Annotated in this window: 10 protein-coding genes; 2 read left to right on the forward strand and 8 right to left on the reverse strand. The window is 71.8% G+C overall.

Annotation, left to right across the window (positions count from 1 at the left end; translation table 11 throughout):
• The first annotated feature begins 64 nt into the window (after positions 1-64).
• Positions 65-1,264 (forward strand): alpha/beta hydrolase-fold protein, encoded by a 1,200-nt coding sequence (locus ACZ470_RS35400; RefSeq protein WP_468434018.1) that lies wholly within the window; start codon positions 65-67, stop codon positions 1,262-1,264.
• Here the strand turns inward: ACZ470_RS35400 and ACZ470_RS35405 are convergent.
• The 8 genes from ACZ470_RS35405 to ACZ470_RS35440 all read right to left on the reverse strand — a co-directional run bounded on the left by ACZ470_RS35405 (position 1,194) and on the right by ACZ470_RS35440 (position 21,271).
• Positions 1,194-2,894, reverse strand: a complete 1,701-nt coding sequence (locus ACZ470_RS35405) for an ABC transporter ATP-binding protein (protein ID WP_468434020.1) — start codon at positions 2,892-2,894, stop codon at positions 1,194-1,196. The two genes, ACZ470_RS35400 and ACZ470_RS35405, sit on opposite strands and share 71 nt — an antisense overlap.
• A complete protein-coding gene (locus ACZ470_RS35410) occupies positions 2,881-13,785 on the reverse strand; it encodes a non-ribosomal peptide synthetase (protein ID WP_468434022.1) in 10,905 nt (3,634 codons plus the stop codon). Before ACZ470_RS35410 ends, ACZ470_RS35405 begins: the two co-directional genes overlap by 14 nt.
• A gap of 57 nt (positions 13,786-13,842) precedes the next feature.
• Entirely contained in the window at positions 13,843-15,630 is a 1,788-nt protein-coding gene (locus tag ACZ470_RS35415) for an ABC transporter ATP-binding protein (RefSeq protein ID WP_468434024.1), read from the reverse strand.
• A 46-nt stretch (positions 15,631-15,676) separates the two neighbouring features.
• The gene (locus ACZ470_RS35420) at positions 15,677-16,735 is read right to left on the reverse strand and encodes an iron-siderophore ABC transporter substrate-binding protein (protein ID WP_468434026.1); all 1,059 of its coding nucleotides are present in this window, start codon (positions 16,733-16,735) and stop codon (positions 15,677-15,679) included.
• Between the two features lie 112 nt (positions 16,736-16,847).
• Positions 16,848-17,687, reverse strand: a complete 840-nt coding sequence (locus ACZ470_RS35425; protein ID WP_468434029.1) for an ABC transporter ATP-binding protein — start codon at positions 17,685-17,687, stop codon at positions 16,848-16,850.
• Between the two features lie 39 nt (positions 17,688-17,726).
• Positions 17,727-18,791: a FecCD family ABC transporter permease gene (locus ACZ470_RS35430; protein WP_468434087.1), complete on the reverse strand. Its 1,065-nt coding sequence runs from the start codon at positions 18,789-18,791 to the stop codon at positions 17,727-17,729.
• 17 nt (positions 18,792-18,808) lie between these two features.
• The gene (locus ACZ470_RS35435) at positions 18,809-19,867 is read right to left on the reverse strand and encodes a FecCD family ABC transporter permease (protein ID WP_468434031.1); all 1,059 of its coding nucleotides are present in this window, start codon (positions 19,865-19,867) and stop codon (positions 18,809-18,811) included.
• A 57-nt stretch (positions 19,868-19,924) separates the two neighbouring features.
• The gene (locus ACZ470_RS35440; RefSeq protein ID WP_468434033.1) at positions 19,925-21,271 is read right to left on the reverse strand and encodes a lysine N(6)-hydroxylase/L-ornithine N(5)-oxygenase family protein; all 1,347 of its coding nucleotides are present in this window, start codon (positions 21,269-21,271) and stop codon (positions 19,925-19,927) included.
• Positions 21,272-21,530: 259 nt separating this feature from the next.
• Between ACZ470_RS35440 and ACZ470_RS35445 the strand changes: the two genes are divergently transcribed.
• The gene (locus ACZ470_RS35445; RefSeq protein WP_468434035.1) at positions 21,531-22,478 is read left to right on the forward strand and encodes a methionyl-tRNA formyltransferase; all 948 of its coding nucleotides are present in this window, start codon (positions 21,531-21,533) and stop codon (positions 22,476-22,478) included.
• The last annotated feature ends 48 nt before the right edge of the window (positions 22,479-22,526 follow it).

Genomic DNA, 22,526 nt, shown 5'->3' on the forward strand with positions numbered 1-22,526 from the left:
TAGGTTAGGCTCGCCTAATTGATTGAGCGTAGCTTCTCTCGTTCCCCCTCACAAGGAGACGTTCATGCGGGGCCTCACGGCCGACGGGGAGGGCGCCTTCGTCGCGTTCGGACTGCCCGGCGCACCCGGCACCGACGCGTTCTGGGCGGGAGCGAGGGCGCCCGTCTCGATACCTGCCGCCGACGGCGGCTGGACGACCCTGTTCCTGTGGCGCGGGTCCGCGGCGAGCATCGGCTTCGAGAGCTGGTCGGAGCCGGTACCCCTGCGCCGGTGGGGTGACACCGACTGCTGGTACGCCGAGGTGCCCATGCCCGCGCGGCTGCGGGTGACCTACCAGTTCCTGGTGGGCGACGTGGCGTGCGCCGACCCGTTCAACCCGGTCGGTGCGGGCGGCGACCGGTCCATCGCGGCGACACCGGACGCCCCGGCCCAGCCGCACTGGCCGGCCGTCGGCGCCGACGACGTGCTGCCCCTCCCGCGCACCCGGATCCGCTGGGCCGGCGGACGGCTCGGCGGGCGGCGCACCGTGCGCGTCCACCCGGCCGGCGGCGGTGGGCCGGTGGTGCTGCTGCTGGACGGGGACGACTGGCTGTATCTGCACCCGGCCATGACCGCGTTCGACTCGGCCGTCGCCCGTGGTGAGATGCCCCCGGTCACCCTGGTCTTCCTGCCCGCCAAGGACAGGCAGACCGAGTTCGCGTGCCGGCCCGAGCTGTGGGAGGCGGTCCGGGACGAACTGCTGCCGCTGGTGGCGGAGTCCGGCGTGCCCGCCGACCGGGACCGGCTGGTGGTGGCCGGACAGAGCCTCGGGGGGCTGAGCGCCCTGTACGCGGCCCTGGAGTTCCCGGAGCTGGTGTCGCGCGTCGCCTGCCAGTCGGGGGCGTTCTGGTGGACGCCCGACGCCCCGGACCGGGCGGACCCGTTGGCCGGCCCGTGCGGCGGCACCATCGCCGCGCGGCTGCGGGAACGCCCCGGCCTGGCCGGTCTGCGGGTCGCGTTCGACGTGGGGGAACACGAGAGCCGGATGCTGCCCCACTGCGAGCTGACCGAGACCCTCGCCGAACAGGCCGGCGCGACCGTGCGCGTGTCACGCTCCGCGTCGGGCCACGACCGGGCGGGCTGGCGGGGCGCCCTGCTCCGGGATGTCGCCTGGGCACTCGCCCAGACCGCTTCCGGCCGGACCGCCGACCCGGTCACCGGGCCACCGCCAGGCAGTAGTCCTCGTCGGCGGCGAGGAGGTTGCGATGGGTGTCCTCGGCCGTGATGACGCCGTCGTCCAGGACGAGCACCCGGTCGGCGACGTCCAGGAGGGCCGGGCTGCTGGTGAGCACGACGGTGGTGCGGCCCCGGCGCAGTTCGGCGACCTTGCGCGCGATGAGCTGCTCGGTGACCGCGTCGACGGCCGTCGTCGGGTCGTGGAGCACGAGGACGTCGGTGTCCGCGGCGAGCGCCCGGGCCAGGGACAGCCGCTGGCGCTGCCCCCCGGAGAGGTTCGCGCCGCGGTCGCGGACGCCGTAGTCGAGTCCTTCGCGGTGGAGGGCGACGACATCGGTCAGCATGGACGCCTCGACGGCCTCGGCGACCGTCCGGCTGGTACCCGAGGGGTCGATGTTCGTGCGGAGGGTGCCCGCGAAGATCTCGCCGTCGTACGGGTTCACCAGCATGAGCTCACGGACCGCCTCGACCGACAGGTCCTCGAGGTCCTTGCCGCCGACCCGGACCACACCCTCGTACGCGTCGGGTGGGACGTTCACGGCGAGGATCGACGCGAGGTCGGCGGCCGCACGCGGCTGGTAGGCGGCGATCGCCACGAACTCGCCGGCCGGCACCCGGAACCTCAGCTTGCGCAGGGACCCGTGCCGGACGCCGTCGACCTCCAGGTCCCCGCCCGCCGCGGGGCGCTCCTGCCCTGGCGTCGTCACCGGTGGCGCGGTGAGCACGAGCGCCATCCGCTCGGCCGACGCGCGCGCGATCATCACGTACTTGGGCATCTCCGAGAACAGCTTGAGCGGTTCCATGATGAACTGCGCCAGGCCCACGGCCATGACGAGCTCTCCGATGCTGATGCGGCCGTTGAACGCCAGCCAGCCCGCCATCAGCGTCACCGCGCCGGCCAGGACCGCGTTGAGTGCGAGCGCGGTGCCCGCGTACGCGCCGTTCACCTTGGCGACGGTGACGGCCTGGAGCCTCGCCTCGGTGCTGACCTTCCGATAGGACCGGAACGCCGCGTGGTTGCCGCCGAATCCGTGCAGCGGGCGCAGGCCGGTGATCAGGTCGGCGACCTTCGCGCCCGCCCGCGCCACCCGGGCCTGCTGTTCCTGGGTACTGGTGCCGATCCGCCGGGACAGCACGCTCAGGACCGACAGGATCGCGACCGTTCCCACGATCACCAGCAGGCCGAGCCTGAGGTCGGCCAGGCCCAGCGCCACGGCCGCCACCACCACCGCGACCAGCGAACTGACCAGCAGCGGCACCACCTCGATGATGTCGGCGGTCTGGTCGGCGTCCTCGGTGGCGATGGTCAGCACCTCGCCGGACTTGAGGCCGGCGTCCCTGGCCACCGGCTGGAGCCCGCAGGCCGCGACCCGCACCCGCCAGCGGTGCGCCTCCGTCGTGTTGGCCTTCTGGAGGATGCGCATCCCGAACCGCCAGGACAGCGACACGGTCGTGATGATCACCGCCAGGGCGGCGATGGACAGGCCCAGCGCCGCGGGACTCCGGTCCCGCAGCGTGTGTTCGACGATCAGGCCGAGGGCGATCGGGAAGGCCGTCTCACCGGCCTGGTACATGCCCATGAGGACGGTGCCCCCGGCCATGGCACCGATGTTGCGGCGCAGTGCGGTGCGCAGGATGTCGGACCCGGTGCGGGGTCGTCGCGTGTCAGGAGTTGTCATCGATGTGGCGGGCAATCGCTTCCGGGGTGCGCAGGGTGAACAGGTCGCGGATCGTGATCACAGGGCCGTACTCTCGGCGGAGCAGCCCGTTCAGCCGCACCGCCAGCATGGAGTGTCCGCCGAGGGACACGAAGTCGCTCACGGCGCTCACCTCGTCGTCGTCCAGGTCCAGTGCCTCGGCGAAGAACTCGCACACCACGGTCTCGGTCTCCGTCTCGGGCCCCCGCTCCCCCGCCGTGGTCAGCGCGCCGAGGGGCCTGGCCTCCGGCAACGCCTTCGTGTCGGCCTTGCCGTTGACCGTCAGCGGGATGCCGTCGACCCGGGCGTAGTGGGTGGGGCGCATGAAGTCCGGGAGTCCGGCGCCGACTTCGGCGGCGACCGCCGCCAGTTCGGCGCCCTCCAGGACCAGGTACGCGGCCAGCCGGTACGCCCCGTCGACCCCCGGGTCGGGCTGGGCGACCGCGGCGGCGAACCGCACCGCCGGGTGTGCCGCGAACACGGCCTCCACCTCGCCCAGTTCGACCCGGTGCCCCCGGATCTTGACCTGCTGGTCGGTGCGGCCCAGGTACGCCAGGTTGCCGTCGGGCCGCCGGACCACCAGGTCCCCGGTGCGGTACATGCGCTCGCCGGGTTCGCCGAACGGGCAGGCGACGAACCGGTGCGCGGTCTGGGCGGGCTGCCCGAGGTAGCCGCGCGCGATGCCGATGCCCGAGACGTACAGTTCGCCGGGGACTCCGTCCGGCAGGGGCCGCAGCCACGGGTCCAGCACGTACACATCGGTGTTGTCGATCGCCACGCCCACCACCGGGTCCTGGCATTCGAAGGTGCCGACGCCGAGGGTGTTGATGGTGTACTCGGTGGGTCCGTACAGGTTGTAGCCGACCGTCCCCTCGGTCTCGGCCAGCCGCCGCCACAGCGTGGGGGTGACGGCCTCGCCGCCCAGCAGCACCAGGGCCGGCCGCCGTTCCGGGTCGTCGAGGAGACCTTCCGCCACGAGTTGCTGCGCGTAGGTGGGGGTCACGTTGACGACGTCGATCCCGTGTTCCAGGCAGTAGGCGACCAGCCGGGGCGCGTCACGGCGCAACTCCTCGTCGCAGATGTGCACTTCGTGCCCGTCGGCGAGCCAGAGCAGTTCCTCCCACGACATGTCGAACGCGAACGACACGGTGTGCGCGATCCGGAAGACCCGGTGGCCGTGCTCCGCCAGCACGGGTTCGAAGATCCGGCGCTGGTGGTTGATCAGCATGTTGGTGAGCCCGGCGTACTCGGTCACGACACCCTTGGGCTTCCCGGTCGATCCGGAGGTGTAGATCGTGTACGCGGGGTGCCGCAGGCGGTTGGGGTCGTCGGGCGCGAACGTCACGAACGGCTCGGCGGCGGGCAGTGGCCGGTCCAGCTCGATCAGGTCGGCGGTCAGCCCGGCCAGCCGGGGCGACACGGTGCTGACGGTGAGGACGACGGCCGGGCGGGCGTCGTCGACGATGGCGCCGATGCGCTCGTCCGGGTGGTCCAGCTCCAGCGGCACGTACGCGGCACCGACGCGCAGCACGGCGAAGAGCGCCACGATCGAGTCGAGCGAGCGCGGTATCGCAAGGCCCACCGTCGTCTCGGGTCCGATGCCGCGCGCGGCGAGCACGCCCGCCACCGCGCGGCTGCGGTCCCGCAGTTGGGCGAAGGTCAGCGTGGCGCCGTCGGCGACGAGCGCGACGCGTGCCGGGGCGCGGTCGGCCGCCCGGTCGAAGCGGTCGACGACGGTGTCCGTGCCGACGTCGGTGCGTTCGGCGGGCTCGGGTTCCGGGCCCGGGCCGGGCAGCGCGCCCACCGGTCCGGTGGAGCGGGTCAGGTCTTCGAGTACGCGCAGGTAGTCGTCGAGGAGACGGCGGGCGTGCCCGGTGTCGTCGTCGCGGTACTCCAGTTTGACCGTGAGCCGGTCTCCGGGCGTGACGACCCAGGTGAACGGGTAGTGCGTGGAGTCGTCGGCCTTGACCGAGGTGATGCCGTGCCGGGCGTACATCTCGTCGAACGCGTCCAGATCCAGGAAGTTCTGGAGGACGAACAGGTTGTCGAACAGGATGTCGTGACCGCCGGCCCGCTGGATCTCCCCGAGTCCGAGGTGCTCGTGCTCCATCGCCGCGACACGGGCCGCCTGCACGGCGGACAGGTACTCCCCGACCGTGTGGTCCGGCCGGGGCCGCGTCCACAGGGGCACGGTGTTGAGCAGCACGCCCACGATGTCGGAGAGCCCCTCGCCCTCCCGGCCGGAGACGGTCACGCCGAACACGGCGTCGCCGCGGCCGGTGCGGGCGCCCAGCATGAGGCCGAACGCCCCGGTCAGCACCGAGTTCAGCGTGACGCCGTGCGCCTTTGCCGCGTCCCGGAGCAGATCGGACTGTTCGGCGGACAGGGTGTGCACGAGCGCGCGGGGCAGGTCGTCCGACAGGGACGGTGCCGGTCCGGCGAGCAGCGTCGGGCCGGGGAGGCCGGCCAGGTGCTCCGCCCAGAAGCGTTCCGCTCCGGCGGTGTCCCTGGCCGCGAGCGCGCGGGCGTGGTCCTCGAAGCTCGGCGTGGCCGGGGCCGGGTCGAGCGGTTCGCCCGCGAGGACGGCCCGGTAGGCGTCGAACAGGTCGCGCAGGACGATCTCGCGGGACCAGCCGTCCCACAGCAGCAGGTGGTAGCTGAGCAGCAGGCCGTCGCGGTCGTCGGGCAGACGCACCACGGTCAGCCGGATCAGCGGAGGGTCCGCCGGGTCGAATCCGGTGTCGCGGTCCCGGGCGCGCAGGGCCTCGACGTCCGCGTCCGTGGCCAGGTCGACCGTGCGGACGTCGACGCGTCGGCCCGCCTTGAGGACCTGGACCGGGTTGCCGTCGTCGTCGGTGGCGAAGCCGGCGCCCACGACCGGGTGCCGCGCCATCACGTACGCCATGGCCTCGGACAGCGCGCCGGTGTCCAGGCGCCGGTCGAAGGTGAACCAGCTCTGCGCGACGTAGTGTCCGGCCGTGCCCGCCAGCTGGGCCTGGAAGAACAGGCCCCGCTGGAGGGGGGTCACCGGTGCGGTGCGCTCGGCCGTCGCGGCGGTGTCCGCGACGGCTTCCAGCGCGGTCAGCCAGTGCTCGGTGATCGTGTCGGGGATGCCCTCGGCGAGGGTGAAGGCGGCGTGGAGGCTGCCGGTGGAGTCGTCGAGCCACGCGTTGACCTCGACGGCGTACGGGCTGTTCCGATCGCCGCCGGTGATGCGCAGCGCCTGGGACTCGCTGCCCCGGCCGAGGTAGTTGAACAGCACCTGTGGGCGGGTGTTCAGCAGCGGCGCGGTCTGCGGGTTGAGATGGCGGAGTCGACCGTAGTCGATGTGCGCGCTCTCGTCCGGTCGGCGCTCGGCGACCTCGCGGGCCGCCGCGACCGGGTCGGTGTGTGCCGTGAGGCGCACGGGCGCGATGGCGGTGAACCAGCCGACCGTGCGGGTGTAGTCGTGGTGCGGGAGGAGCGGGACCCGGCCGTGCAGTTCCAGTTCGATCGCGAGATCGCCGGGCGTCCGCTGGATACGGGTGAGCGCGGTGCGCAGGGCGCCGCACAGCAATTCGGTGAGTCCGATGCCGAGTGCGGCGGGCGCGGTGCGGGTCACGCGGTCGGTCACGTCGGGTGGGAGGACGGCCGAGGTCTCGCGCTGCCGCTCGACGGCGGGCAGCAGGGCGGGGGCGCGGAGCGTGGTGAGCCAGTGGCCGAGGCCGTCGACCGCCTCGGCGGAGTGGAGGGTCAGCGCCTCGGCGTACTCGGCGTAGGACGTGGTGGGCGGGGGCAGGGGCTCCCCGCGCAGGGCGGTGGTCAGGTCGTCCAGCAGGATCAGCCAGGACACCGAGTCCACGGCGAGGTGGTGGACGGTGACCACCAGGGTCGTGGAGGCCTCCAGCCAGGTGAACGCGACGACGTTCCCGGACTCGGGGTCGAGCCGTCCGGCGGCGGCGTCGGCCGCCGTGGTCGCGTCGGGGTCGTCCGTCCGTACGACGGTGACCTCGCGGGCCGGCTCGGTGCTCAGGGTCCACACACCGTGCTCGACGCGCAGCCGCAGCCGGAGGGCGGGGTGCGCGGCCACCACGGCGTTCGCCGCGCGCTCGGCGTCGGCGAACCCGGCGCCCTCGGGGGCTGCCAGCGTCCTGGCCTGGGCGAAGCCCGTGAGCGGTCCGCCCAGTTCGCGTTGGCGCAGGATGATCGGCGTCGGAGTGATCGGGCCGTCGGCGCGGCGGGCGGGCGCGGGTGTCGCCGTGGCCCGCGGTGCGGTGGTCCGCAGGTGCTCGGCGAGCGCGCGGGGGGTCCGGAGCAGGAACAGGTCCCGGGGTGCGATCGTCAGGCCGCGTGCCCTGGCGCGGTTGACCACGGTGATGGCGACGATGCTGTCGCCTCCCGCGCCGAAGAAGTCGGTGTCGGCGTCCACCGCGGCGACGGGCAGGGTCCCGTCGAAGATGTCGACCAGTGCTTCGAGCGCGGAGTCGCCGGTGTCCGGGGAGTCGGCCACGGCGGCGCGTTCGGCGAGGGCCTTGCGGTCCAGTTTGCCGTTGACCGTCAAGGGCAGCGCGTCGACCGGGAGCACCCTGCCCGGCACCATGTGCGGGGGCAGCTTGGCGGAGAGCCGTTCGGTGAGGTCGCCGGGCGTCGGGCCCACGACATGCGCGACCAGGTGGTCGCCGCCGTCCGCCACGGTGACCGCCGCGTCGACCACCCCGTCGAGCTCCCTTATCGCGGCCTCCACTTCGCCCAACTCGACACGGAAGCCCTTGAGTTGAACCTGGTCGTCGGCGCGTCCGACGAACTCCAGCTCGCCGTCGAGGGTGCGGCGGGCGAGGTCGCCCGTGTGGTACATGCGGGAACCGTCGTCCGCGAACGGGTTCGCCACGAACCGGCCCGCCGTGAGCCCAGGCCTGCCCAGGTAGCCGAGGGACACCTGGTCACCGGCGACGTAGATGGCGCCCACCCGGCCCGGCGGCACCGGCTGGAGCCGGTCGTCGAGCAGATGGGTGACCAGGCCGGGAATCGGGCCGCCGATCGGACTGGTGTCGCGGTCGGTGCGGAAGTCCTCGCCGGTCAGCACCCGGTGGGTGACGTGGACGGTGGTCTCGGTGATGCCGTACATGTTGACCAGCTCGGGCGAGGCCGTGCCGTGCCGCTCGATCCAGCCGCGCAGCCGCCGGGGATCGAGCGCCTCGCCGCCGAAGATGATCCGGCGCAGTGCGGGCAGGGGCTCACCGGCGTGCCGGTCCGCCTCGATGAACTGGTAGAACGCCGACGGGGTCTGGTTGAGCACGGTCACTCCGCGCTCGCGGACCAGGCGGTGGAAGTCGACCGGGGAACGGGTCAGCCCGTACTCCGGGACCAGGAGCTCACCACCGTGCGCCAGCGCGCCCCAGAGCTCCCAGACCGCGAAGTCGAAGGAGAAGGAGTGGAACTGCACCCAGACGTCGTCCGGGCCGAAGCGCAGGTCGGGCCGGGTGTTGGCGAGCAGGGTGACCACGCTGGAGTGCGGGACGACGACGCCCTTGGGGCGGCCCGTCGATCCGGACGTGTAGATCACGTACGCGGGGTCGTGCCAGCTCGTCCGCGGGCCGGCCTCCGCCGGCGACGGCTCGCCGTCCGGCCGGATCTCCTCCCCTTGGACGAGGACACGGGCCGGGACGCCTGACGCGGCCAGCAGCCGCGTGAAGCGGTCCCGCTGTTCACGGTCCACGAGGACGGCCTGTGGGACGGCGTCGGCGAGGATGTACTCCAGCCGCTCGTCCGGGTACGCCGGGTCCAGCGGAACGTACGCGCCGCCCGCGCTGACGACGGCGACCAGGGCGACGACCTGCTCGACCGAGCGCGGGACGGCGACGGCGACCCGCTTGCCCGGCCCGACCCCAGCCGTACGCAGGGCGGCGGCCAACTCGTCCTTCGCTTCGGCCAGTTCGCCGTACGTCAGGGACCGGGTGCCGCCGTCGAGTCGGCACTGGGTGACGGCGGTGGCGGCCGGGTCGTGACGCGCGGCGGCGTCGAGCAGTCCGGCCAGCGTGGTGGGGGTGATCCGCGCGGGCGGCCGGGAGCCCTGCGGGGCGAGGTCCTCGACCGTGGCTTCCGGCCGGGTGAGCAGGCCGGTCAGCGTCCCGGTGAACGCCCGCAGGATCGCCTCTGCGCGCGGTTCGCCCAGCACGTCACGGTCGTGGATCAGGTTGAAGCGCGGACGGCCGCCGGGCGTGCGCTCCACGACCAGGGTCAACGGGTAGTGCGGGGCGCCCTCGTTGAGGATGGCGCCGATGGACAGCGTGTCGCCGGGCCGGCGCAGGGCGTCCACGTCGGCCGCCACGTCGAACACCACCAGGGTGTCGAACAGGGAGCCGGCGCCGGCCAGGCGGCCGATCCGCGACAGCGACACGTGCTGGTGCGGCAGCACCGCGCTCTGGTGCTCCCGCATCGAGGTGAGCAGGTCGCGCGCGGTGGTGGTCACGGACCAACGGCCGCGTACGGGGATGGTGTTGATGAAGAGCCCGACCATGTCCTCGATGCCGGGCACGTCCGCGTCCCGCCCGGACACCGTGGAACCGAACACCACGTCCCCGGTGTGCAGGATGCCGCCCAGTGTCACGGCCCAGGCGCTGTGCACCGCGACGCTCAGCGGCACCCCGGCCGATCGGGCCGCCGCGTCGATGTCCGCCTCCGGCACCAGGGCGGTGTCGGCGAACCGGTCGGACGGGGTGTGCCCCTCGGCGATCAGCGACGGGCCCGGCAGCCCGGCGAGCTCGTCGCGCCACACGCGGTCGCTCTCCTCGTCGTCGCGCCCGGCGAGCCGTCGCGCGTGGTCGGCGAATCCGCCGAGCGGGTACCTGGACCCCGGCGCGTGGTACTCGGCCAGCAGCGCGCGGAGCATCGGCGGCACCGACCAGCCGTCGGCGACGATGTGGTGCACCGTCTGCACCAGGACGTTACGGCCGGGGCCCCCGCGGACGAGCGTGTACCGCATCAGCGGCCCGGTGGCCAGGTCGAACCCGGCGCGGCGGTCCCGGGCGGCGTACTCGCGTATCTCCTCGTCGGTGATGCCGGGGCGGTCCAGCGTGGTGAAGGGTGCCTCCACCCCGCTCTCCAGGACGGAGACGACACGGCCGTCGGCGAGGGCGACGAAGCGGGCCGCCAGATTCGGGTAGAGGGTGAGCAACCGGGTGGCCGCCGCCGCGAGCCGGCCGTGGTCCACCTCGCCGTCCAGCGTGAGGAGTTGCTGCTCGACGTAGGCTCCCGGCGAGTCGTCGTCGAAGACCGAGTGGAAGTACAGGCCCTCCTGCAACGGGGTCAGCGGCAGGATGTCCCGCAGCGCCGGGCCGTCCAGGGCGTCCACGTCGTCCTGGGTGAGCGGCACTTGGGCGAAGTCGCTCGGAGAGTGGCCGCCCCGGTCGAGGGCGGCGAGTCCGGCCAGGGCCGCCCGGAAGTACTCGGCGAGGGTGGCGATGTCCTCGTCGGTGAACATGGCCTCGGGCCAGGAGATCGTGGTGACGAGTTCGTAGGCGCCGGCCGGGGCGGGTTCGGCGATCGCGTTGAACTCCAGTGGACGCGGCAGGCGCATCCGCGGGTCGCGCCGTTCGCCCAGCTGTCCCGTGGTGCGGGCCAGTTGCCAGTCCTCGGAGGAGCCCGCGTCGAACCGGCCGAGGTAGTTGAACAGCACCTGCGGTGCGGGCGTGTCGAACTCGGTGCGGGTCAGGTGGCGCAGGGCGCCGTACGAGACGCCGTTGTCCGGGAGCCGGGCGAGGTCCTCCTTCACCGCCTTGAGCGCCGCGGTCAGGTACTCGGGGGCGGTGAAGTCGGCCGCCGCGCCGGGGTCGACGACCACCGGGGCCAGGGTGGTGAACCAGCCCACGGTCCGGGACAGGTCGGGCTCGAAGCCGGCGGTGTCGGCGACGAACCGTCCTTCGCGGCCGTGGCCCTCGAGTTCGATGTGTGCGAACGTCTGGTCCTGGCCGAGGTCGCGGCGCCACCGGGCGAGGGCGACGGCGAGACCGGTGAGCAGTACGTCGTTGACGCCCGCGTGGAACTTCGCGGGCGTGGCGCCCAGCAGTTCGGCCGTGACCTCGGGGCCGACCGAGACGGTCCGCAGGCGTTCCGTCGCGACGGTGTCGGCCGGGGACAGCGCCCGCCTGCCCAGCGGCTGGTCCTCCGCGGGCAGGGGACGCCAGTAGGGTGAGCTGTCGGCGTCGAACGCGGCACGCTCCAGCAGCTGGGTCCAGCGCCGGAACGACGTGCCCACCGGGGGCAGTTCGACGGGCGCGCCCGAGGCGAACCGCCTGTGGGCGGTGGACAGGTCGTCCATCAGGATCCGCCAGGACACACCGTCGATCACCACGTGATGGGCGACCAGGACGAGCTGTCGTGCGGCGCGGCGCCACACGGCACGCAGCATCACTCCGCCGTCCGGGTCGAGACCCTCGGTGGCGAGCGCGACGCACTCGTCGAGTGGACGGTCGCTCTCCTGCCACGCGGCGACGGCCAGGTCCGCCTCCGGGATGTCGAAGCTCCAGCGGTCTCCGCGCACCAGCCTGGCCCGCAGCATGGGGTGGTGCCGGACGACGGCGGTGAGGATCGCGTCGAGGGCGTCGGCGGTGAGGTCCGCCGGGGTGTTGAGCACGACGGACTGGACGAAACCGTCGATCGCGTCCGTGGTCTCCCCGAGCCACTGCACGATGGGCGATCCCACGACGGACCCGGTCGGGATGTCGCGGTGGTCCACGACGGAGACGTCCTCGCGGCTCGCCACGGCGGCCAGCGCCCCCACGGTGCCGTGGGTGAAGATCTGCCGTGCCGTGACGTGCAGTCCCGCGTCGCGCAGGGCGGCGAGGAGCGAGATGGCGAGGATGCTGTCCCCGCCGAGCTGGAAGAAGTCCTGGTCGACACCGACCTCTTCGAGCCGCAGCACCGCGGCGACCGCGGCGCAGACCGCGCGCTCGTTGTCGGTGGTGGGCCGTGCGAGCGGGCCCGTCGCGACCGTGGGCTCGGGCAGTGCGTTCCGGTCCAGCTTGCCGTTGGCGGTGAGCGGGAACTCCTTCATCACGACGATGTGGGCGGGCACCATGTACTCCACCATGTGCCCGGCGGCCCACGCCTTGACCTCGTCCGCCCGGAGGTCCTCGTGGCCGGTGGCCGGGATGACGTAGCCCACCAGGTAGGTGCCGCCCGCCGTGTTCTTCCTCGCGACGACACAGGTGTGCCGTACGCCGGGGTGCTCCGCGAGACCGACCTCGACGTCCTCGATCTCCAGCCGCATTCCGCGGATCTTGATCTGGTTGTCGGCGCGGCCCAGGAAGTCCAGCGACCCGTCCGGGGCGAAGCGCGCGAGGTCACCCGTGCGGTACAGCCGTGACCCGTCGCCCGCGAAGGGGTTGGCCACGAACCGTGACGCCGTCAGTCCGGGCGCGCCCACGTATCCGCGCCCCAGGAGGAACCCGCCCACATAGAGTTCCCCGCCGACGCCGACCGGGACCGGGCGCAGTTCGTCGTCCAGCACGTACAGCTGCGTGTTGGGGTTGGCCCTGCCGATCGACGTCGACAGGCGCTCCGCCGCGCCCCGGTAGATGACGTGCGAGACGCCGATCGTGGTCTCGGCCGGGCCGTAGCCGTGGTACATGGGGATGTCCAGCTTGGTGCGGAACCGCTCGTACAGCTCCGGGGTCAGCACCTCGCCACCGCACCACACGTGCCGCAGGCAGGCCAGCCGCCCCGAGTCGCCCGCGATCTCCAGCAGCACGTCCAGCATGGAGGACACCAGGTACGTGAAGGTGACGCGCTGCTCGGCGATCACGCTCAGCAGGTGGTGCGGGTCCCGTTCGCCGCCGGGCCGCAGCACCACCAGCCGGGCGCCCGACACCAGCGGCAGGAATATCTCGTTGATGGAGATGTCGAAGGACAGGGGCGCCTTGAACAGCGACGCGTCGTCGTGGCCGAAGCCCAGGATCTCGTCGACCTGCCACAGGAGGCGTTCGCTGATCGCCTCGTGCCGGATCATCGCGCCCTTGGGCCGCCCGGTCGAACCGGATGTGAAGATCACATAGGCCAGGGCGTTGCCGGGGACGGTGATCCCGGTCCCCTCGGTGGGGTGGGAGCCGTACCGCCAGTCGCCGAGGTCCACGGCCACAGCTTCCGGTTCGGCCGGGTCGTGCTCGCCCGAGTCGTTGAGCTGCGCCACGACGCGGGCGTCCTCGATGACGACGGCCCGGCGCGCGGCGGGCCACTGTGGATCGAGCGGCACGAAGGCGCACCCCGCCTGGAGCACGGCGAGCAGCCCGATCACCATGTCGGCCGAGCGGCCCAGCGAGATGCCGACGACCTGTTCGGAGGTGAGTCCCCGTTCGATGAGATGGTGAGCCAACTGGGCCGACAGCTCGGCCGCTTGACGATAGGTCAGTGTGCGGTGCTCGTCGACGATCGCCACGGCGTCCGGCCTGGTCCGCGCCTGCTCCCGGAACATCTCCACGACGGTCGGCCGGACCCGGTCGGCGCGGGTGTCGTTCCACCGGGCCAGGAGGTCGAGCCGCGCCGCCACCCCGGACGGGGCGATGGTGCCGAGAGGCCGGTCCGGGAAGTCGGCCAGGTCGTCCAGTGCGAGCTGCGCGTCGGCCGGCGCGACACCGTCCGGGACGGTGATGCTCCGGCCGTCGGGGCCGGTCTCCCAACCGTCGGGCGGGGCACCGCCGTTGTCGACCCAGCCGAGAACGTCGGCGAACAGGGTGGCAGGGGTGAGGTCGATGCCGTCGGGGCCCCGGCCCGTCGCCCAGTAGGCGAGTCCGATCGCGCACGCTTCGGTGATGGTCCTGTCGGAGTAGTCGCCGGTCCGCCGGCGCACATCGGCCAGACGGGTGGGGGAAAGCCGTACGAGACGAGCGCTCGGTTCCATCGAAGACTCAGCACCCTTTCCAAGGACATGAGAGCAAGCGATCTGACTTAGGCTTACCTAACTACCCTCTCGCCATGCCTGCCAGAGGCGCGCGTACCGGCCGTCCAGAGCCACCAGCTCCTCGTGCCGTCCCTGCTCGACGACGCGTCCCGCGTCCAGCACGGCGATCCGGTCCGCCGCCATGGCCTGGGTCAGCCGGTGCGCGACGAACAGCGTGGTCCGGCCGGAGCACGCGGCCAGCACGGCACGCTCCAGCTCGGCGGCACCCTCACTGCCCGCCTCCGCGGTCGACTCGTCGAGCACCACCACCGGCGACCGGCTCAACACCAGCCGGGCCAGGGCGATCTGGGTGACCTTGGTGACGTCCAGGCGCTCGCCGCCCTCGCCGACCATGGTGCCCAGGCCGTCGGGCAGGGCCTCGACCCACTCGGCGGCGCCCACCGTGCGCAGCGCGTCCATCAGGGCGGCGTCGGTGGCCTCCGGCGCCGCCAGTCGCAGGTCGTCGGCGAGCGGACCGGAGAACACGTGCGTCTCCTGCGTCAGGATGCTCACCAGGGCCCGCGCCCCGGCCTCGTCCAGACCGGCGAGGTCGGTCGACCCGACGCGCACCGACCCCGCCTGAGGCGTCCCGATGCCCGCGATCAGTGCCGCCAGGGTGGTCTTGCCCGCGCCCGTCGCCCCCACCAGCGCGAGCGAGCCGCCGGCCGGGATCGTCAGGTCGACGTCCCTGAGCACGGGCTCCTCGCCGCCGGGATAGCGGAACGTCAGCCCTTCCACCGTCACCGGCAACGGTGCGCGCTCCGCCGGCGCGGCGGCCGCGTCGCCCACCAGCCGGCCCTCCGTGGGCTCCCCCAGCACCCCGACCAGGCGGGTCAGGCTCGCCCCCGACTTCTGCGCCTCGTCGAAGGTGAACATGATGAGGCCCAGCGGGGTGAACAGCCGGTGGAACAGGAGCGGGGCCGCCGACACCTCGCCCAGGCTGGCGGCATCGGCCTCCAGCAGGGCGTACCCCACCACGATGATCAGGACGAGTCCGATGAACTCGGCGCGGTTCTCCCTGCCCACGAAGCGGCCGAAGAACCGGAAGACGTCGATACCGAGATTTCGCACCCGCCACGACTCATGGGTCACCTTCTCGCGGAAGGCCCCCTCCAGGCGGTACGCCCGGACGGTGTCGATTCCGTTCAGGCCACTGATCAACGCCTGCGCGCGGTCGGCCTGGGCGATGCGCTGCTCCCGGTAGAGCGGGGCCGACCGGGGCAGGTACCAGCGCAGGGCGAGAGCGTACGCGGGCAGGGCGCCGGCGCCCGCCAGGCCGAGCCGCCAGTCCAGTCCGAACATGCCGAACGTGGCGATGGCGACGAGCACTCCCGCCGAGAAGATGGTGGGGACGGCCGTGCGAATGCCGCGGGAGACGACGGCGACGTCGTCACCGACCCTGGACAGTACGTCGCCCCGGCCGACCTGCTCGATGCGCGCGCTCGGCATCCCCAGGACCGCCCGGACGGCGCCCTCGCGCAGCCGCGCGAGAAGATCCGCGCCCAGCCGTCCGATCAGGTAGGTCGACACCGCGGTGGCCGCCGCGCCGAGCAGTGCGGCGGCCCCCATCAGCACCCCGACGGTGACGAGGACCGAGCGCGATTCGCCCTCGACGACCCCGTCGACGACCCGGCCGAGCAGCAGTACGGGGAGCACTTGGAGCGCCGCCCCGGCCACCGTGGTGAGCGCGGTCGCGAGAGTCAGCCAGGGCGTCTCGCGGCAGTGCTCCGCGACCCATCGGGTGGCCTCGCGTCCGGTCGCCGTGCGCAGCGTTTCCGGGGCGGTACGCGTGCCGGTCGTGCTCACACGGCGCCCCGGGCGGGCCGGGGACGACGGGTGCCGTTCGTCGTCGTCACTGTGCCGCCGACTTGACGAGTTCGTCGATGGCGTACGGCATGGACAGCAGGGTGCCCTGGGAGATGGCCGCGCCGACGGCCGGGCCCTCGCTGTCCAGCAGGTAGGACACGTTGCCCTTCTTCACGGCGTCGAGGTTGGCGAAGAGCTTGAACTTCTTCAGGGCTTCCGTGTCCGCCTTGTCGTTGATGACGAAGATGTGGTCCACGTCGACGAGGTCGATGCGCTCGGGGGAGAGCTTGGTGTAGAAGCTGCCGTCGGCGACCTTGTCGATCTCGGTCTGGTAGTCGAAGCCGATGCCGGTCACCAGTCGTCCGCGTACGTCGGTGGAGGTGAACGGCGCCACCGAGTTCTCGTACCAGGACAGCGCGACGGCGGTCCGGCCGGCGAACTCGGGGTGTTCCTTCTTGGCCGCGTCGAGCTTGCCCTGGATGTCCTGCACCATCTTCTCGCCCTCCTCGGCCTTGCCGAGGGCCTTGGCGATGTGCAGGGCGTTGTCCTGCCAGGGAGCGCTGAAGGGCTCCTTCTCGGCCTTGGTGCGGCCCACCGTCGGGGCGATCTTCGACAGCTTGTCGTAGCCGGCCTGGTCGATCTCGGAGTAGACGGCGATGATCAGGTCCGGGCGCAGGGCGGCGATCTTCTCGTAGTTGGGGCCCGCGTCACCGTTCTTCATGATGACCTCGGGCCGGGTGTCGCCCCACTTGTCCTTCACCCAGGGCCACTGGGTGTTGATGTCGGGGGTCTGCCCCGTGGGGTTGGGGTACTGGTCGGTCATGCCGACCGGCTTGATGCCGAAGGCCAGGATGGTCTGGTCGTCGGTGTAGCCGACGGAGACGACCCGCTGGGGTGCTTCCTTGACCGTCGTGGATCCGAACGCGTGCTCAACGGTGACCGGGAAGGCGCCGGCCGCGGCGGTCGAGCCGGTGTCGGCGGCCTTGTCCGACGTGTCCGAGTCGGAGCCGCATCCCGCGAGGAGACCGACGCCGAGCGCCGCCGCGGACAGGATCGCCGCCACCCGGCGCCATGGTTTCCTACGCGTCGTTCCCTGGAGGAGCATTCGGTATCCCCTTGCTCTCGCGCTGTCCGCAACCCCCCTGGCTGAGGGCAGGCAAACCGTATCGCATGGAGATAAGGCAAGCCTAGCCTAACTCCTATAACTTTGTTGGGAACTAGGAGAGTTGAACGTGCGTGCGACCGATGGGCACGATCAGCGGCCGGTCGCCCACCGGATCGTCGATCACCTTGGCCCGCAGTCCGAACGCCTCGTGCAGCAGCTCGGCGGTGACCACGTCACGCGGGTGCCCCTGCGCGAGAATCGACCCCTCGCGCATCACCACGAGGTTGTCGCTGTAGCGCGTGGCCAGATTGAGGTCGTGCAGCACCATGACCACGGTGCAGCCCGATTCGTGCAGGTCGTTCACCAGATCGAGGACGTCGACCGCGTGCGCCAGGTCGAGGTAGGTGGTCGGCTCGTCCAGCAGCAGCAGATCGGTGCCCTGCGCCAGGGTCATCGAGATCCAGACGCGCTGGCGCTGTCCACCGGAGAGCGTGTCGACCGGGCGGTCGGCCAGGTCGGACACCCCGGTCATGGCCAGAGCGCGTTCCACCACCTCGGCGTCGTCCGACGACCACTGCCGCAGCCAGCTCTGGTGCGGATGGCGGCCTCTCGCGACCAGGTCGGCCACCGTCAGGCCCTCGGGCGCCACCGGCGCCTGAGGCAGCAGGCCGAGTTTTCGCGCCACGTCCCTGGTCCTGAGCCCGGCGATGTCCTCGCCGTCCAGTACGACCGTTCCCCGGGCCGGTTTGAGCAGGCGCGCCAGCGTCCGCAACAGGGTCGACTTGCCACAGCCGTTGGGGCCGATGATGGTGGTGACCACGCCTGGCGGTATCGCCACGTCGAGGTCGTCGATGACGGTGCGCGCGCCGTACCCGACCGTGACGCCGCTGGCTGCCAGCCGCGAGGCGTCATCGACCCGCGACGCGATCCCGGTGATGGACTGAGTGACCACAGGGCCCCCTTCTCTAGGCTTGCCCGACTTCTGTACCGGCTATCTGCGGAGGTTGGCACGCACCAGCAGATGGACGAGGAAGGGGCCGCCGATCGCCGCGGTGACCACGCCGACCGGAAGACTGACGGGCAGTGCCGTGCGCGCGACCAGGTCCGAGCCGATCAGCAGCAGGGCACCCACCAGGGCGGAGGCCGCCAAGGGCGGCGTGGGACAGCGCGCCAGACGCATCGCCACCTGCGGCGCGACCAGCGCGACGAACGGGACGGGACCCGCCGCGCTCACCGCCACGCCGGCCAGCAGGACCGCGCACAGCAGGAGAACCGCCCGCACCGCCGAGTAGCGCACGCCCAGGCCCGCGGCGACGTCGTCCCCGAGGTGCAGCGGCTTGAACTGGAACGCCACGCACGTCACGACGATCAGCAGGGCGAGCGTGCCCCAGAGCGCCACCCCGACCTCGTCCCACGACCGGTCGTCGAGCGAGCCGACCAGCCATGCCTGGGCCTGCGCCACGTCCCTGATGTCGGCCGTGACCAGCAGCCAGGACGTGATCGCCTCCGTCACGGCGCTCACCGAGACGCCGATGAGGATGAGCCGGAAGCCGTCGATCCCGCGCCGCCAGGCCAGGAAGTACACCAGCAGACCCGTGCCCAGGCCGCCCATGAGCGCCGCCGCGGAGAGGCCGACGGAGTCGACGACCGCCGCGGCGGTGCCGCCCGACACCGTGACCAGGAAGACCGCGGTCGCGCTGGCGCCGCCGGTGATCCCGAGAACGTCCGGACTCGCCAGCGGATTGCGCGCGATGGACTGGGTGATCGCCCCGGACACGCCCAGCGCGACCCCCACGACGAGCCCGGCCAGGGCGCGCGGCATCCGCAGGTCCATGACGACGAACTCGTCGACCTGCTCACCCCGGCCGAGCAGCGTCGCGATCACCTGGGACAGGCCGAGGGGGAAGTCCCCGACGGCGATGGACACACAGAACACCAGGAACGTCACGGCCGCCACCAGCAGCGTGACGAGGACGAGCCAGGGCCGCCATACGAACGACACCCGGCCGAGCCGCACGCCCGGTGTCAACGACGGCTTCCGGTCCGTCTCGTTCACCTTCACCTCGGCCCCGTTCACGCGTTCCTGAACTTTCCGCGCCACACCAGGACCGCGAAGAACGGGGCGCCCAGCAGGGCGACCAGGATGCCCGCGTCCAGCTCGCTCGGTCGCACCACCACGCGCCCCACGATGTCGCAGACCAGCAGGACGACGGCGCCGAGCAGACCCGCGTACGGCACCAGCCAGCGATAGTCCGGACCGGTGAGGTACCGGGCCACATGGGCCACCATGAGCCCGACGAACGCGATGGGGCCGCACGCCGCCGTGGCCGCGCCCGCCAGCAGCGTGATGGCGGCGATGCCGACGGTCCGGCTCAGCGCGATGTTCACACCCAGCCCCCGCGCGACGTCGTCGCCCAGGTTGAGCAGGTTGACGGTCGGCAGTGTGATCACGGCCAGCACCAGTCCGACCACGATGAACGCGGTCACCGGCCAGATGACGTCGAATCCGACCCCGGCCACGGAGCCCGCGTTCCAGAACCGCAGCGCGTTGAGGGACTTCTGGTCCGAGAGCGCCACCGCCGTCGTCATCGCCGCGAGGAAGACGGTGACCCCCTGCCCGGCCAGCGCGAGCGTCAGCGGGTTGCCGGCGCCCCGGCCGATGCTCGCCAGCCCGAACACCACGACCCCGGCGACCGCGGCCCCCAGGAAGGCGAACCAGATGTACTGGAACGGGTTGGTGAGCCCGAACAGGGCGATCGCCGAGACCACGGCGAACGACCCACCGGAGTTCACGCCCAGCAGGCCCGTGTCGGCGATCGGGTTGCGGGTGTACCCCTGGATCAGCGCACCACCGACCCCCAGGGCGATGCCCGCCACGATCGCGAGCACCGTACGGGGCACCCGTACGGTCCGCACGATGAGCCTGATCTCGGTGAGCCGCTGGTCGGGGTCCGGTGCCGCGAACAGTCCGTGCCACACCTCCGCGGGACTCAAGGCGCGCGCACCGACGGCCAATGACACCGCCCCCGTGATCGCGAGGACCACCGTCAGCATGACCAGGCCCACAACCCGCCGCCGACGGGCGCGAGTTGTGACCCCGGCCGGGGGGTGCTCCAGTGCAGTCGTGCCCATGTCGACGTACGTTATCCCCTTGTTCGGTGCCACCGCCGGGCGGAACGGGTGGCCGGGTTACCGGGCGGTGCCGTCGGCGACCGTACGGGCCTCGCCGGAGCCGGACTTGAGACCCCGGTCGAGGAGCGAGTCGAGGATCTCCCCGACCCTGATCGCGGTGTTGGACAGGAGGGACGACGTGATGCCGTGCGTGTGCTCGGTGCCGCCCTGAAGGTAGATGCCGCAGCGCAGTCCGGGGTCCGTGGCGATGCGGTAGTCCCGTTCGACGCGGACCCGGCCCTCGTCGTCGCGGAGGCAGCGGTCCGCGACCTCGCCGAGCAGCCCGACGGGGTCGGCGGGGCTGTAGCCGGTGGCGAAGACCAGGACGTCGGCTTCCAGGAGCGTGCTCTCACCGGTGACCATCGACGTGACCGTGGCATGGACCTTGTCCGGGGTCTCCTTGACGTCGCTGAGCCGGGAGACGTTGAGGAAGCGCAGGCGTTCGGTGCCGAGGACCTTCTCCTGGTACTGCTGCCGGTACAGGTCGTCGATGAGGTCGATGTCCACCACGGAGTAGTTGGTGTTGCCGTGGTAGTCCATCAGGCGGCGCTTCACGTCCTCCGGTGCGGTGAAGTACTCGTCGACCGCGGCGGGGTCGAAGATCCGGTTGGCGAAGCCGCTGTCGTCGGCCGGGCTGTAGCCGTAGCGGGAGAAGACGGCGCAGACCTCGGCCCCCGGAAAGCGCCGGTGGAGGTAGGCGACGTTCTCGGCGGCGCTCTGGCCGGCGCCCACGACGATGAACCGGGACGGCGCGGTGCCCTCCAGTTCACCTACGTTCGCCAGCAGTTCGGAGTTGTGCCAGACCCGGTCGGTGCGCTCGACGCCCTCCGGCATGAGGGGGCGCAGCCCCGTGCCGATGACGAGGTTGCGGGCCCGGTGGACCGCCAGCCCCTCGCCGGACCGGACGGTCACGTCCAGGTACTCGACGTCGTCGTCGCCGGCGACCGGCATGACGCCGACGACCTCGTGGCCGTACGAGACCAGGTCGTCGACCTTGTCGGCGGCCCACTCGAAGTAGTCGTGGAACTCCACCCGCAGGGGGAAGAGGTTCTTGTGGTTGATGAAGTCGATCAGCCGTCCCCTGCTCTTGAGGTAGCAGAGGAAGCTGTACTCGCTGGAGGGGTTCCGGAGCGTCACCAGGTCCTTGAGGAAGGACACTTGCATGGTCGCGTCGTCGATCAGCATGCCTCGGTGCCAGCCGAAGCGCGGCTGCTGCTCGAAGAAGTGAGCGGTGACCGCCTCCTCCCCGGCGACGCCTGCGTTGTGCTCGCTGAGCGCGATCGCCATGGCCACGTTGGACGGCCCGAAGCCGATGCCAATGATGTCGTGGACCAAAGGGGCGTCGCCGGGACGAGCCTCTGCCATGTCACTCCCATCGTGCGGACGGCCGCCGCGCGGGGCGGGCAGCCGTTGTTCGAGCATCGGGAAGTACGGGAAATGGGCGCGCCGGAGAACACGGCCCAAAACTTAGGTAAGGCTAAGCTCAGCATGCGGAGCTGTCCATAGACGGGACGAACACCAGAGGGCGCGAACCCTCAACACGCCCCTCAATAAGCCCCGTTGACCGCTTAGGTAAGCCTTGCTTTACTGACCACGGCCCATCTCTGCCGCAAGGAGGAACCACATGCGCGTCGTCATGTTCGGTTACCAGACCTGGGGGCATCGCACCCTGCAAGCCCTGCTGGACTCCGAGCACGACGTGGTCCTGGTGGTGACGCATCCCAAGAGCGAGCACGCGTACGAGAAGATCTGGAGCGACTCGGTCGCGGACCTCGCCGAGGAGAACGGCGTACCGGTCGTGATACGCAACCGCCCGGACGACGACGAGCTGTTCGAGCGCCTCAAGGAGGCCGACCCGGACATCATCGTGGCCAACAACTGGCGTACGTGGATTCCGCCACGCATCTTCGACCTGCCCCGTCACGGCACGCTGAACGTGCACGACTCGCTGCTGCCGAAGTACGCCGGCTTCTCCCCGCTGATCTGGGCCCTGATCAACGGCGAGCCCGAAGTGGGCGTCACCGCGCACATGATGAACGACGAGCTCGACGCCGGCGACATCGTCCGGCAGGAGGCGGTGCCGGTGGGGCCGACGGACACGGCCACCGACCTCTTCCACAAGACCGTCGACCTCATCGCCCCGGTCACCATCGGCGCGCTCGGTCTCATCGCCTCGGGGCAGACGGAGTTCACCAAGCAGGACCGTTCCCTGGCGAGCTTCTTCCACAAGCGGTCCATCGAGGACAGCCGCATCGACTGGACCTGGCCGGCGGAGGACCTGGAGCGCCTGGTACGCGCCCAGTCCGAGCCCTACCCCAGCGCCTTCACCTTCCACAAGGGCAGGCGACTCGAGGTCCTGGCGGCCGTCGTCTCCACGGGGCGCTACGGCGGCACACCCGGCCGTGTCTTCTACCGCGAGGGCGACGGCGTGGTGATCGTCGCGGGAGCGGACGCCCGCACCGGACGCAACCACGGCCTGGCCATCACGCGCGTACGGACCGAGGACGGCCGGGAGTTGCCGGCCACCGAGTACTTCACCTCGATGGGCGGCTATCTGACCAACCGCCCCTGACCGGTCCGCCCCCGTGACCGGCCGGGCGTTGTCGGTGGCGGGTGGCAG

The sequence above is a fragment of the Streptomyces sp. NPDC031111 genome (assembly GCF_055570675.1).